General features: G+C 66.3%; 11 protein-coding genes. 2 read left to right on the forward strand and 9 right to left on the reverse strand.

Going from position 1 to position 12,475, the window contains the following annotated elements; translation table 11 throughout:
- Nucleotides 1-54: 54 nt before the first annotated feature.
- On the reverse strand, nucleotides 55-2,718 hold the full coding sequence (locus tag ABIG06_RS13755; protein ID WP_424578300.1) for a bifunctional diguanylate cyclase/phosphodiesterase: 2,664 nt from the start codon (nucleotides 2,716-2,718) through the stop codon (nucleotides 55-57).
- A 360-nt stretch (nucleotides 2,719-3,078) separates the two neighbouring features.
- Between ABIG06_RS13755 and ABIG06_RS13760 the strand changes: the two genes are divergently transcribed.
- Both ABIG06_RS13760 and ABIG06_RS13765 read left to right on the forward strand, forming a co-directional pair.
- Entirely contained in the window at nucleotides 3,079-4,107 is a 1,029-nt protein-coding gene (locus ABIG06_RS13760; protein WP_370137096.1) for a LysM peptidoglycan-binding domain-containing protein, read from the forward strand.
- A 189-nt stretch (nucleotides 4,108-4,296) separates the two neighbouring features.
- Nucleotides 4,297-5,565, forward strand: coding sequence for a Spy/CpxP family protein refolding chaperone (locus ABIG06_RS13765; protein ID WP_370137098.1), 1,269 nt, complete (start codon nucleotides 4,297-4,299; stop codon nucleotides 5,563-5,565).
- A gap of 129 nt (nucleotides 5,566-5,694) precedes the next feature.
- Here ABIG06_RS13765 and ABIG06_RS13770 read toward each other — a convergent pair whose 3' ends face one another.
- The 8 genes from ABIG06_RS13770 to ABIG06_RS13805 are packed head-to-tail and all read right to left on the reverse strand — an operon-like array spanning nucleotide 5,695 to nucleotide 12,414.
- A complete protein-coding gene (locus ABIG06_RS13770) occupies nucleotides 5,695-6,738 on the reverse strand; it encodes a uroporphyrinogen decarboxylase family protein (RefSeq protein WP_370137100.1) in 1,044 nt (347 codons plus the stop codon).
- Nucleotides 6,739-6,789: 51 nt separating this feature from the next.
- On the reverse strand, nucleotides 6,790-7,659 hold the full coding sequence (locus ABIG06_RS13775; protein ID WP_370137102.1) for a fumarylacetoacetate hydrolase family protein: 870 nt from the start codon (nucleotides 7,657-7,659) through the stop codon (nucleotides 6,790-6,792).
- 3 nt (nucleotides 7,660-7,662) lie between these two features.
- Complete coding sequence (locus ABIG06_RS13780; protein WP_370137105.1) at nucleotides 7,663-8,322, reverse strand: polysaccharide deacetylase family protein; 660 nt, start codon at nucleotides 8,320-8,322, stop codon at nucleotides 7,663-7,665.
- Nucleotides 8,323-8,331: 9 nt separating this feature from the next.
- Nucleotides 8,332-9,141 carry an ABC transporter permease gene (locus ABIG06_RS13785; protein ID WP_370137106.1) on the reverse strand — a complete coding sequence of 270 codons (810 nt, stop codon included), beginning with the start codon at nucleotides 9,139-9,141 and terminating at the stop codon, nucleotides 8,332-8,334.
- A gap of 7 nt (nucleotides 9,142-9,148) precedes the next feature.
- Nucleotides 9,149-9,955 (reverse strand): ABC transporter ATP-binding protein, encoded by an 807-nt coding sequence (locus tag ABIG06_RS13790; RefSeq protein ID WP_424578301.1) that lies wholly within the window; start codon nucleotides 9,953-9,955, stop codon nucleotides 9,149-9,151.
- Entirely contained in the window at nucleotides 9,934-10,689 is a 756-nt protein-coding gene (locus ABIG06_RS13795; protein WP_370137110.1) for an ABC transporter permease, read from the reverse strand. The genes ABIG06_RS13790 and ABIG06_RS13795 overlap by 22 nt, the downstream gene beginning before the upstream one ends.
- Before the next feature lie 6 nt (nucleotides 10,690-10,695).
- Nucleotides 10,696-11,658: an ABC transporter substrate-binding protein gene (locus ABIG06_RS13800; protein ID WP_370137113.1), complete on the reverse strand. Its 963-nt coding sequence runs from the start codon at nucleotides 11,656-11,658 to the stop codon at nucleotides 10,696-10,698.
- Nucleotides 11,659-11,706: 48 nt separating this feature from the next.
- Nucleotides 11,707-12,414, reverse strand: a complete 708-nt coding sequence (locus tag ABIG06_RS13805) for a GntR family transcriptional regulator (RefSeq protein WP_370137115.1) — start codon at nucleotides 12,412-12,414, stop codon at nucleotides 11,707-11,709.
- Between the last annotated feature and the right edge of the window lie 61 nt (nucleotides 12,415-12,475).

Here is a 12,475-nt window from a genome sequence, read left to right on the forward strand (position 1 = left end):
CGTCAAGACAGGAATCCAGAGCCCCGTTCCGATTCCGTCGGAAAGGAAAAGGCTCTAGGCCGCCACCGCCTGCGCCGCCAGCAGCTGCTTCAGCTTCGCCGCGGGCACCGCAGGGCTGAACAGCCAGCCCTGCATCTGGCTGCATCCGAGCTGACGCAGCACCTCGCGCTGAGCCTCGGTCTCGACGCCTTCCGCCGTCGTCGCCATGCGGCGGGCGGCGGCCATGTGCACCACGGCCTGCACGATCGGCGATGAGTCCTCGGGCTCGCCGATGTCGCTGATGAAGCTGCGGTCGATCTTGATCTTGTCGAACGGGAAGCGGTGCAGATAGCTCAGCGAGGAATAGCCGGTGCCGAAATCGTCGAGCGCGATGCGCACGCCGAGCTCGCGCAGCTGCTGCAGGATCGTCAGCGCTTCCTCGTCGTCGCGGATCAGCACGGTTTCGGTGATCTCGAGCTCGAGCCGCCCCGGTGCGAGCCCCGACTCCGCGAGCGCGGCCGCAACCTTGAGCGCCAGTGTCCGCGAGCGGAACTGGACCGGGGAGACATTGACCGCGACGTGGATCTGGCCGGGCCATGAGGCGGCCTCGAGGCAGGCCTGCTTCAGCACCCATTCGCCGATCTCGCCGATCAGGCCGGTGTCTTCCGCAACGGGAATGAAGTCGGCGGGCGAGACCATGCCGCGCTCGGGGTGACGCCAGCGCAGCAGCGCCTCGCAGCCGGTGACCACATTGGCCGCGAGGTCGACCAGCGGTTGATAATGCACCTCGAACTCGCCGCGCCCGAGTGCCTGACGCAGATCGAGCTCGAGCTGCCGGCGCTGCCGTGCCTTGGCGTCGTATTCGGGTGCGAAGAGGCGAAAGGTGCGGCGCCCTTCCGACTTCGCCGCATACATCGCAAGATCGGCGCGCTTGAGCAGATCGTCGAGATTGTCGCCGTGATCGGGCGCGATGGCGATGCCGATGCTGACATCGGTCGGGATGTCCTGGCCCTTGCAGTTCACCGGCGCGCGCAACGCCCCGAGGATCGTTTCCGCCAGCGCCGTCAGTTCGCCGGCGTCGTTCGTTCCGGCCTTGACGATGGCGAACTCGTCGCCGCCGAGCCGCGCGACCATGTCGTTGCCGCTCACGCAGGCGCGCAGGCGGTTCGCCACCTGGCGCAGCAATTCGTCACCGACCTCGTGACCCAGCGAATCGTTGATGCCCTTGAACTCGTCGACGTCGATGTAGAGGATCGCGAACGGCTTGCCCTGGCCGAGCTCGGTGATGCGACGCTCCAGATGCCCGCGCAGCAGCACGCGGTTGGGAAGGTCGGTCAGCGCGTCGTAATGCGCCATATGGGCGATGCGCTCGTCGGCGCGGATGCGCTCGGTGACGTCGTCATGGGTGGCGAGCCAGCCGCCGGCGGCGGCGGGCTGGCTCTTGATCTCGATCAGGCGGCCCTCGGCGGTCTGGACGATGGTGCTCTGGGTCCGGCCTATATTGTTCAGGATGCCGTCGCAATAAGCCTCGACGTCGCCCTCGAACGAGCCGGTGTCCCGGCGATGCCGGATCACGTCGCGGAAATGAACGCCGGGCTTCACCACCTCGGCCGACAGCCCGTACATCTCGACGTAGCGCCGGTTGCAGACGATCAGGCGCTCGTCCTGATCGAACATCAGGAGCCCCTGCGTCATCGTGTTCATCGCGGTGTCAAGCCGCTGCTTCTCGAGCGAGAGCCGGTTCGTCATCTGGCGGAAGATCAGATAGAGCGTGAGCACCAGCAGGCCCATCGACAGCACGGCAATGGTGACGAAGAATTTCGTCTGCGTGCGCCAGGTCGCCAGCGTCGCATCCAGCGACCTGGTCGCCAGCACGACCAGCGGCTCGCCCGCGAGCAGGCGCGAGGCGACGATGCGGTCCTTGCCGTCGATCGGGCTTGCGAGCTGGGTTGTGACGAAGGTGCGCTCGAACACCGCCATCTGCTCCGGCGTGCCCTTGCGGAAATTCTGCCCGATCATCGCATCCACATGCGGAATGCGCGCGAGCAGCTGGCCGTTCTGGTGGTGCATCGCGATCGAGGATTCCTCGCCGAGCCCCGTCGAGGCGAAGAAGGATTCGAGCTGCTCCGGCGCGATCGCGCGCGAGACCAGTCCGAGGAATTCGCCATGCGGGCCGGAGACACGCCGCGCGAACACGATCGCCGGTCCGCTGCCGAGCCGTCCGGGCACGACATCCACCTCTTCCTGCGAGGCGGGATCGTTCTTGAGCCGGTCGAAATAGCCGCGGTCGGCGACCGAGATATCGGCGACCGGCCATTGCCGCGACGAGTTGATCAGCACGCCCCGGGAATCGAACAGATTGGCGCCGGCGACGTCGGACCAGCCGCTGGCCTTGGCACGCAGCACCTCGTGCACGGCGAGCGTGCCCATCTCGCTGCGGAAGATGTCAGCGGATTCGATGCCGTGGCTCTCGAGTTCGGCGATGATGCTCTTCTGGAGCACCGCAAAGTCCTCGAACTCGCGGTCGAAATGCCCGGCCAGCATGCGGACGGCATTTTCCAGGCTGTCGCGGCCGCTCTCGATCGCGTTCTGCCGGAAGCGGTCGACGGTGAGCGCGGTGCCGATGGCGGTCGCAAGCATCAGCACGAAGCCGCCGATGATCAGCCAGGTCAGCGGCGCCCTGTGCCAACGGCGGAGCAACGCGCGCATTCGCGCGGTCCATCGGATCGATGCGCCCATCCAGCCCTCCCGTGGGATGCAAGATGCAGCAAAACCGACAAGACCCCGTTACCATTGAGGGTTAGGAAAATATGAATCGGAGCGGATTCAGCGGATGGTTTGGAAATTTTCGTTGCAGACGCCGCGCTTCCGCATTCGCCTTGGCGACCATTGCCGGCACGTCGAAGTTGCCGGTCTCGCGATCGTAGCGGTAGCGCCAGTCGGCCCGTCCCTTCGCGAATGAGGGGCGGCGGCGGGTAGCGCCGGTTCATCCCGGGCGCTGGGACGAAGGCTTGTCATCCCATCGACCGTCTTGCTGCCGCAGCCAAATCGGCGCACTTTGCCGCCTTCGGCTGATTTGCCACTCAAGGTCCTTTTCCGATGATGACCGCATCCAAGGCCTTTATTGCCCTCTGTCTGCTCGCACTGGTCGGCACCGCATTGGTGGTCGGCCCGACCGAGCTGCGCCGCCTGCTGCCGGACGGGACCAAGACCGCCGTTGCCGCCAGGCCGGAGGCCAAAGTCGAGCCCAAGGCGGAACAGCCCAAATCAGCGCTCAGGCCGGAACAGCCAAAGCTCGCCGCCGGCGCGCCGTCTGCGGCGCCGCCCGCCGAGCCGAAGGCGGGCGCGCTGGCCGAGACCCAGAGCCAGGTCACGGCCGCGCTCGCCGATCTCGCGCCGGTCAAGCCGCTGCCGCCGGTTGCGGATAGCGGTCCTCGTTTCGACGTCGCCCGCGTCGACGATCACGGCGAGGCGGCGGTGATTGCGGGCCGCGCCGCGCCGGGCGCAAGGGTCGAGCTGCTGCGCGACGGCAAGCCGCTCGATAGCGTGGTCGCGGACGCCTCAGGCCAGTTCGTGATGACTCCGCCGCAGCTTCCGCCCGGTTCTTATGAACTGACGCTCCGGGCCAAGGCACCGGACGGCACCGTGACCGAGTCCGGCCGGACCATGCCGGTGACCATCGCCGAGGCGGCGCCGCCGCCCGCGCGGCCCGCACCGGCAGCGAAGCAAGACGCGGGACAGGAGCCGAAGCAGGCCGAGAAGCCCGACGACAAGCCGGATGTCGTGGCCGCCCTGCCATCGGCCTCGCCGCGTCTGGCTTCAGCGCCTGACAGGCAGGCGGCCCGGCCGAGATTGACCGGCGCGCCGAAACCCAAGGTCCTCGCGCGTGCGCCGGCGGACACCGCGGTCGCATCGGCCTCGCCGGCAGACGTGCTCACCGCCGCACCGGCGCAGGCCGGCGGCAGCCGGGTCATCGCCCGTGGCGACAGTCTGTGGGCTCTGAGCCGGCTCGCCTACGGTGACGGCGCCCGTTACGCGGTGATCTTCAAGGCCAACCGCGACAAGATCAACAACCCCAATCTGATCTATCCCGGCCAGACTTTCGTGATGCCGCAAAAGGCGGAGTGAGGGCGCGGTCCGTCCTCTCCCCACCCAGGGGGCGACTTGAAAGTCGCTGTCCGCGAGCAGAGCGCGCGGTCGCCCGCGACGCTTTGCCCTGTGTCTCTCCGGAACAATCGGTTCCCTCGCGCGTCATTGTGATGCGGCGCATTGCGCTTGGCGCTGGGAGGAGGGGCCGAGGTGCTCAGGTCCGCGATCATGGCGAGACGCATGAAGCTGGCGCTGGCTGGCGCCGCTCTCGCGATTGCGGCAATGCTGCTGCCTGACAGAGCCGAGGCGCAGTTCGGATTGCGCGGCGGTCCGCTCGGGGTCGCACGTTTCGCCTTCGGCCATATGCTCGGCCTGTCGCGCCTGCGCCACTCCCGCATGGCCGTGCGCGGCAGCCGATACCGCTCCGCCGCGCTGAGGGCGCAGGATCCGCGCGGGGCCGAGCGCGGCCGGCTGACCAACCCATACGTCCTGCGTGCGGCCCTCACGGCGCAGGCCGCGCTGTCGGGCTGGCATGGCGGGCGCCGCCCGCAGGGCTGGTGGCGTCATCCCGACGGCAGCTACGGATGGACCGGCCCGGTGTTCTGGCCGTTCGCGCATGACGATCTCACCACAGCGATCATGTTCGGCGACACCACCAGCCTGTCATTGTACGGCTATGGCGACATCTATGCCGCGATCTTCTCGCCCTATGCGGTGTCCGAGCTCGCCGCCTACACCGCGCCGCAAAGCCGGCGCGGACGAAGGGTCCCGACGGCTGAGACGCTCTGCGAGGCCAGCGACACCGGCGGCCTGCCGGTCGACCGCATCGCCGCGGCCGTAACACCGAACGAGTTGCAGCGCACTGCGCTCGACGAGCTCGCATCCGCCTGGAATGCGGCGCGCGACACCATCGGCACCGCCTGCCCGGCGCAGGCGCCCGCCAATGCGTCGGAGCGCCTCGGCCTGATGCGCGGGCGCATCGAGGCCATGATCAGGGCAATTGACGCAATCGAAGCGCCGCTTTCGAAGTTCGTCGATCTCCTCAATGACGACCAGAAAGCCAGGCTCAATGCCCTCGCCAACGAGCGTCGCGCCGCGCTTGCCGCGGTTCAGGGCAAGGACACGCAGGCCGCCGCCGCCTGCCAGCCCGACTACGATCCCCGCTATGACGAAAATGCGCAGCGCCAATATGAGCAGCTCGTGCAGCAGCAATGGCCCGCCGCCGAGATCGCCTCGACGCTTCGCCTCGACGAGGTCGGCCGCGCCCGCCTCGAGGTGCTCCAGGACACCACCCTGCGCACCATGCAGACGCTCAGCGCCTGCCCGGCCGAGCCCGCCGCGACACCGCAAGCCCGCCTCGCGGCCGTGAAGGCGCGGCTGCAGACGATGCTGCAGGAACTCGGCGGCGTGACTGATGCACTCGACGATTTCCAGGCAGATCTGAGCGACGAGCAGAAGGCCGGGTTCGAGGCGATCGGGCCGAAGCGGGGGGCGTGAGACCGAAGCCGCAGTGCCCCTCGTGAAGGTCGGAGCATGATCCGGAAAAATGCGCAGCCGTTCTCCGAAAGATCATGCCGAAACAACAACCTCAAGCGCGATGACGATTCATTCTAATCGCATCGCGCTTTAGCCGATTTCCCGCCGGACCTTCGCCGCTGCGTCGCACATGGCCTTCAGCTTCCCGAACGCTGTCGCGCGCGGCATGTATTTCATGCCGCAATCCGGCGCCGGGACGAGACGATCCGGCGAGACATATTTCAGGCCCTTGCGGATGCGGTCGGCGACGGTATCGACGCTCTCGATGGCGGGATCCGCGAGGTCAAGCACGCCGAGCATGATCTTCTTCGACGAGAGGTCCTTGAGCACGCCGAGGTCGAGCTTCGGCTGGGCCGCCTCGATCGAGATCTGGTCGGCAATGGTGTCGTCCAGCTCGGCAAGGAAGGAATAGCCGGCGGGCTTGTTCGAGCCGGGCACGACGGCGGCATAGCCAAAGCAGAGATGCACCACGGTCGGCACCGTGATGCCCTGCAGCGCGCGATTGATCGCCTTGACGGCATAGCGCTTGGCGAGCTCCGGATTGTTGCGCACCCAGGGCTCGTCGAGCTGGATCACGTCGGCGCCGGCTTTCTGCAGGTCGAGCGCCTCGGCATTGACGGCCTCGGCGAGCGCCATCGCGAGCTCTTCCTCGTCCTTGTAGAACTCGTTCTTGGCCTGTTGGCTCATCGTGAATGGGCCAGGAAGGGTGATCTTCGCCGCGCGCTCGGTGTTCTCTCGCAGGAACCGCATGTCATGCAGCTCGACCGGGCCTTTGCGCCTCACAGGGCCGACGACGCGCGGCACCGGCGTCTGGGTGTTGCCGGTGCGCGCCACGATCATCGCCGGATTGTCTCCGTCGATGCCGTCGAGCGCGGTGGCGAAGCGATTGGAGTAACTCTCGCGGCGGATTTCGCCGTCGGTCACGATATCGATGCCGGCGCGCTCCATGTCGCGGATCGCGACGATGGTGGCGTCGTCCTGTGCTTCTTCCAGGTGTTCCGGCGGCAACCGCCACATGTCGTGCAGGCGGGTGCGCGGCACCACCTTCGACAGCATCGCGCGATTCACCAGCCATTCCGGCTGCGGATAGCTGCCGACCACCGTGGTCGGCAGGATGTGCGCTGGCATGGGCATGGGGTTCTCCTTCTTCTTGTTGTTGTGGCTTGTCGTTGATGAGCGCGGCTGTCAGGCCGCGCGCGTTGCCGCGGCCGATTTCTCGTCCTTGACGGGATTGCGCAGGATGCCGATGCCGGAGATCTCGATCTCGACGACGTCGCCGCCCTTCATCCACAGCGGCGGCGTGCGATAGGCGCCGACGCCGCCGGTCGTGCCTGTCACGATCACGTCGCCGGGCACCAGCTCCGTGAAGGTCGAGCAATAGGCGATCAGGGCCGGCACGTCGAAGACGAGATCGGAGATCGGAGCCTTTTGCACCTCGACGCCGTTGAGCCGGGTGATCAGCGTCTGCCTGGTGACATCGGTCAATTCGTCGGTCGTGACCATCCACGGCCCGAAGCCGCCGGTGCCGACGAAATTCTTGCCCGGCGCGAATTGCGAGGTGTGGCGCTGCCAATCGCGGATGCTGCCGTCATTGTAGCAGGCATAGCCGGCGACATGGCTGAGCGCAGCCTCGCGCGAGATGCGGCGGCCGGCCTTGTCGATGATGACGGCCATTTCGCCCTCATAGTCGAAACGCTCGGACTCCAGCGGCCGGATCATCGGCTGGCCATGGCCGACCTGGCTGTTGGCGAAGCGGGTGAAGATCATCGGATGCGCCGGCGTCGGGTGGCCGCTCTCCGCCAGATGGGTGGCATAGTTGACGCCGATGCAGAAGATCTTGTCTGGATCGGGAATGGTCGGCAGCAGCGCGACGTCCTCGAGCGCGTAATCGGGCTTCTCGCCGGCGAGCTTCTTCAACTCGTCCAGCGAGCCCTTCGCGAGCAGCGCCTTCAGCGTCGGATAGGCCTTCACGCGCTTGCCGGCGTCGATGACACCCTTGTCGGTGACGATGCCATAGCTCGCCGCGCCTGATATCGTGAAGCTTGCAACTTTCATCGGTCAAACACTCTCTTCGATGGAGGAAACATAATCGTCGATGGGAAGCGCGATCTCCCCGTCGCGGATGGGAACGCAAGGCGGCGGAAAGTCTTGGCGGAAGCGAGCGCCGGCCGCAGTGGCGCGATCGAGAAAGCGTTCCAGATGATCCATCGCGCCGGTCGGCAGATCGTGCAGCACCATCAGCGTCCAGGGCTGCCGGCTGCACTGGTCGAGTGCGCGCTCGGTCCAGCCGTCGGGGTCGTCCCAGTCGCGCGGAATGGAATTCCAGAGCACGCAGCTGTGCTTCTTGCGCGCGAGATAGTCGATGACGGACGGCTTGAGCAGCCGCTTGTCCAGATTGCCGCCGCCACCGAACGGCCGGAACCAGCGCTGCGGATGCGCGAGATCGCCAATGGCGTCCTGCGTACGGCCGATCTCGCTCTCCGCGGTATCGCGTCCGGATTGCTCGCCAAGCGGAATGCTGTGCGTAAAGGTGTGATTGCCGATCCAGTGTCCCTCGCGGTGCGCGCGCTCCGCAAGGCCGCGCCGCTCGGGATCGACAAGCTTCTCGCCGATGACGAAGAAGGTAGTCTTGATGCCGCGCTGGCCGAGAATGTCGAGCACGCGCGGCGTCACGTCGGGATCGGGGCCGTTGTCGAATGTCAGGGTCAGGTCGTACACGCGCGTACCTCAGGTCGCCGGCTGCATCGCGCCCGAGGCGATGTCGTCGTTGGCCTGACCGGCGCGGGTGCCGGTCTGCCAGATCACGGCCTTGCGCTCGATCCAGCGGATGGCGGCGTTGAAGGCGATGGCGAGGAACAGCACGAGCAGCACGCCTGCGAACACGTGCGGGCTGTCGAGGATCGTCCGGTAGCGCGAGATCAGGTAGCCGATTCCGGCGGAGGAGATCAGCATCTCCGAGACGACGACGCCGACGATGACCAGCGCACCGCCGACGCGCAGACCCGACAGCACTGTCGGGATTGCCGCCGGGATAATGACACGGACCAGCCGCTGGCTCAGCGTCGCGCCCATGCTCCGCGCGGCGAGCAGAAGTTGCGGATCGATGGTCTGGATGCCGGCCGCAGTGGCGAGCATCGTCGGCAGGAACCCGTAAATCGAGGCGAACGCGATCTTGGATTCGGAGCCGATGCCGAGCCACACCGTGAAAACGGGATAGAGGATCACAAGCGGCACCGCATAGAGGCTCGACACCATCGGCATGATCAGCACGCGCGGACGCGGCAGGCTGCCGACGATGGCGCCGAGCAGGATGCCGCCGCCGCAGGCAAACGCCATGGAGACCACGACCTCGTAAAGTGTCACCCCGAGCGCATGACCGTATTCACCGGCGTCGGTCCACCCCGCCATCAGCGTCGACGACAGCGACGGCAGGAATAGCTCGGGAATGAGGCCGGTGCGCGGCAGCAGCTCCCACAGCGCAATCAGGCCGATCACGATCAGATGTCGCAGCGTCTTCGCACTGATCCTGGCACTCATCTCCGCCTCACGCCGATTTGCGGATGTGCCGCCAGATGCGATCGCGCAGGCTGCCGAAGGTATCGCCGCTCAGCATCTCGTAGGTGCGCGGCCGCGGCAACTGGACCTGGAGATGGTCCACGATCCGGCCGGGCCGCGCCGACATCACGATCACCTCGTCGGCGAGATAGACGGCTTCGGTCAGGCTGTGCGTGACGAACACGACCGTCTTGCCGGTGGCGGCCCAGATGCGCAGCAGCTCGTCGCCCATGGTCATGCGCGTCTGCTCGTCGAGCGCCGCGAACGGCTCATCCATCAGCAGCACCGGTGGGTCCTGCACCAGCCCGCGCGCGATCGAGACGCGCTGCTTCATGCCGCCCGAGAGTTCATGCGGATGACGTCTGCCGAAGCCTTCGAGCCCGACCAGCTTCAATGCATCCTGCGCCTTGGCTCGCCGCTCGGCCTTGGGAACGCCGCGGAGCGCCAGCGGAAATTCGACATTGTCCTCCGCCGTCAGCCAGGGAAACAGGCTCGGCTCCTGGAACACCACGCCGACCCTGTCGGGGTCGGGCTGCAGGATCGGCGCGCCGCTGATCGTGATGGTGCCCGCGGTCTGCTGACGCAGCCCCGCCATCATCATCAAGAGAGTCGACTTGCCGCAGCCGCTGGGGCCGACCAGCACGACGAAGCGGCCGGGCTTGACCTCGAGCGAGACGTCCTCCAGCGCGACGACGTCCTGCGACCGGGTCTTGAACACCTGGCCGACATCCTTCACGTCGATCGCGCCGGCGCGCGCGGCGGGCTTGAGCGGGGTCACGTTCGCCAATGGCTGCATCGCGTTTCCACCCATCTGACAAGTTCGTTGAAGGTCATGGCGATCGCGGCCACCATCACGACGCCGGCGAGAAGCTGCTTCATCTGGAAATTCTCGCCCCAGATTGCGATCTGGTGGCCGATCCCGTCGCGTGAGGCGTACATCTCGGCGAGGATCACGCCGGTGAGGTTGAAGATCATGGAGATCCGCAGCGCCTCCAGCAGAACCGGCAGCATGCTCGGCAAATAGACCCGGAATGCCGTCTGCCATGGCGTGGCGCCATAGGAGCGCGCCACCGTCAGATGCTCGACCTTGACGGACTCGACCGCCGTCGTGGTCGACATGATCACGATGAAGATCGTGGAGAAGAAGCCGAAGCCGACCTTCTGGGCAAAGCCGACCCCGAACACCAGGATGAACATCGGCAGGAAGATCGACTTCGGGATGCTGAAGGCGAAGAACAGCAGCGGCTTGGCGACATCGGCGAAGTAGCGGTTCTCCGCGATCAGGAAGCCGATCACCGCGCCGAACGGCACGGCGAGCGCGAATGCCGTCAGCACCTCGGTCGCGGTGACCATCAGGTCCTTCTGCACGGCCGCGCGCTGCAGGAGATCGCCGAGCGTCACGAATGTGTCGGACGCCGACGGCAGCAGGCGCGGATTGACGATGCCGGTGCGCGACAGCACCTCCCACAGCGCCAGGATGGCGACGATGATCGCGGTCCGCGCAAGGTTGATGGCGAGCGTGCTCTGCATCGCCAACTACTTGGTCGGGACGGGCTTGAACTTGGTCGAGATCACGTCCTCGACCGGCACGATGTCCTTGAGCCCGCCGAGCTTGGCGAGGTCGAGCGAGAGCTGCACCGCCGCGCTCACGTTGGCCGCGCCCATGTCGCCGCTGGTCTCGAGCTTCATGATCGTGTTGTCGTATTCGAGACCGGCGATCTCCGGCGGCATCTCATAGAGCTCGGCGATCAGCTTGACGGTGACGTCGCGATTGGCGCGCATGAACGCGACCGCGCCGTAGAGAGCGTTCACGGCCTTCTGCACCAGCTGAGGCTTGGCCTCGGCGAACTTGTCGAGCACGATCCAGCCCGCGGTCAGGTTCGGCGGAACCGCGGTCGCGTAGTCGAGTATGGACTTGGCCTCGCCGGACTTCGAGATCTGGAAGCTCAGCGGCGAATAGACCACGGCGGCGTCGACATTGCCGGCCAGAAGGTTCGGCACCAGGCCGCCGCCGCCGACCGGGACGCGCGTGAAGTCGATCTTCTTGTCCTGGATGGTCCACAGCGCAAGCAGGTCCGAGCCTGAGCCGGCCGCGGTGATCGCCACCTTCTTGCCGTTGAGGTCCTTGACGTCGAGCGTCGATTTGGCCGGCACCATCAGCTGCCAGCCGAAATTGCCCATCGCGGCGTTGGCAACGATGCGCGACATCACGCCCTTCTTGCGTCCGGCGGAGACCAGCGATGGCGGATCGAGGATGATGTCGGCCGCGCCTGCAGCCATGCCTTCGAACGTCTCCGCACCGCTGCGATAGATGGTCAGCTCGGCCTTGATGCCTTCCTTCTCGAACAGCCTTTGCCGCACCGCCGTCTCGGCGATCGTCGTCGGCCAGTATGTTTTCGTGGGCAGGCCGACGCGAATGGTGTCGGCGGCGTTCGCAGGGCCGACGAAAATTGCGGCGGCAACGAGCGACATGAACGCGTGACGGCGATTGATCTTCATTGTTTCCTCCCAGTCTCTCTTTTTTGTTTGCCGGATTCTTCCGGATCGTCAGGTCGTGCGGCTCACCTCCGCAATGCGTGAGGCGGCGAGCTCGACGAACTCCTTGGTGGTGCCGAAATGCTTTGACAAGGCGCGAACTGCCGCATCCGCGTCGCGCTTCACCACGGCGGCGACGATCGCCTCGTGTTCAGCCTCGACGTCGCGCGGCTTGACGCCGGGCTCGCGTCGGATCGAGAGACGGCGATATCTCTCGCTTTGCTCATGCAACACGTCGCGGAAGCCGAGCAGCCATGGCGAGCCGCAGGCGTTGACCAGCGCGCGGTGGAAAATGCGGTGACGGATCACCCATTCCTCGTAATGCACGGTCGGATCATCAGGGTAGTGATAGGGGACGGCCTTCAGGTCCCTCCACGTCGACTCCACCGACGCGAGCCAGGCATTGTCGCCCCGCTCGATCGAACGGCGCAGCGCGAGGCCTTCGATGTCGATCCGGGTCTGCGTGACGTCAGCGAGATCGGCGAGCGACACCGGGCTCACGCGGAAGCCGCGCTGGTCGGATGCCTGCACGAGGCCGTCGGCGACGAGACGCGACAGAGCCTCGCGAACGGCGGCAAGGCTCACCGAGAACGTCTTGGCGAGGCCGGCGATATGCAGCTTCTGACCCGGAAGAAGCCGAGCTGCCAGGATGTCTGCGCGCAACCGCTCATGCAGCGCCGACGTCAGGCTGCGCGGACCGTCGCCGGGGTTTCCGGACATATCGAACTGAAGCGGACCCATTGCGGGATGATTGCAAGGCGGTACCCGTGCGGTCAACAAA

Origin of the sequence: Bradyrhizobium sp. USDA 326 (genome assembly GCF_049739485.1) — a bacterium.
In the GTDB taxonomy this organism is placed as follows: domain Bacteria; phylum Pseudomonadota; class Alphaproteobacteria; order Rhizobiales; family Xanthobacteraceae; genus Bradyrhizobium.

Excerpts from the sequence above, each read along its gene's own strand:
- ABIG06_RS13755 (WP_424578300.1), bottom strand. The coding sequence starts at position 2,718 with ATGGGCGCATCGATCCGATGGACCGCGCGAATGCGCGCGTTGCTCCGC.
- ABIG06_RS13760 (WP_370137096.1), top strand. The coding sequence starts at position 3,079 with ATGATGACCGCATCCAAGGCCTTTATTGCCCTCTGTCTGCTCGCACTG.
- ABIG06_RS13765 (WP_370137098.1), top strand. The coding sequence starts at position 4,297 with ATGGCGAGACGCATGAAGCTGGCGCTGGCTGGCGCCGCTCTCGCGATT.
- ABIG06_RS13770 (WP_370137100.1), bottom strand. The coding sequence starts at position 6,738 with ATGCCCATGCCAGCGCACATCCTGCCGACCACGGTGGTCGGCAGCTAT.
- ABIG06_RS13775 (WP_370137102.1), bottom strand. The coding sequence starts at position 7,659 with ATGAAAGTTGCAAGCTTCACGATATCAGGCGCGGCGAGCTATGGCATC.
- ABIG06_RS13785 (WP_370137106.1), bottom strand. The coding sequence starts at position 9,141 with ATGAGTGCCAGGATCAGTGCGAAGACGCTGCGACATCTGATCGTGATC.
- ABIG06_RS13790 (WP_424578301.1), bottom strand. The coding sequence starts at position 9,955 with ATGCAGCCATTGGCGAACGTGACCCCGCTCAAGCCCGCCGCGCGCGCC.
- ABIG06_RS13795 (WP_370137110.1), bottom strand. The coding sequence starts at position 10,689 with ATGCAGAGCACGCTCGCCATCAACCTTGCGCGGACCGCGATCATCGTC.
- ABIG06_RS13800 (WP_370137113.1), bottom strand. The coding sequence starts at position 11,658 with ATGAAGATCAATCGCCGTCACGCGTTCATGTCGCTCGTTGCCGCCGCA.
- ABIG06_RS13805 (WP_370137115.1), bottom strand. The coding sequence starts at position 12,414 with ATGTCCGGAAACCCCGGCGACGGTCCGCGCAGCCTGACGTCGGCGCTG.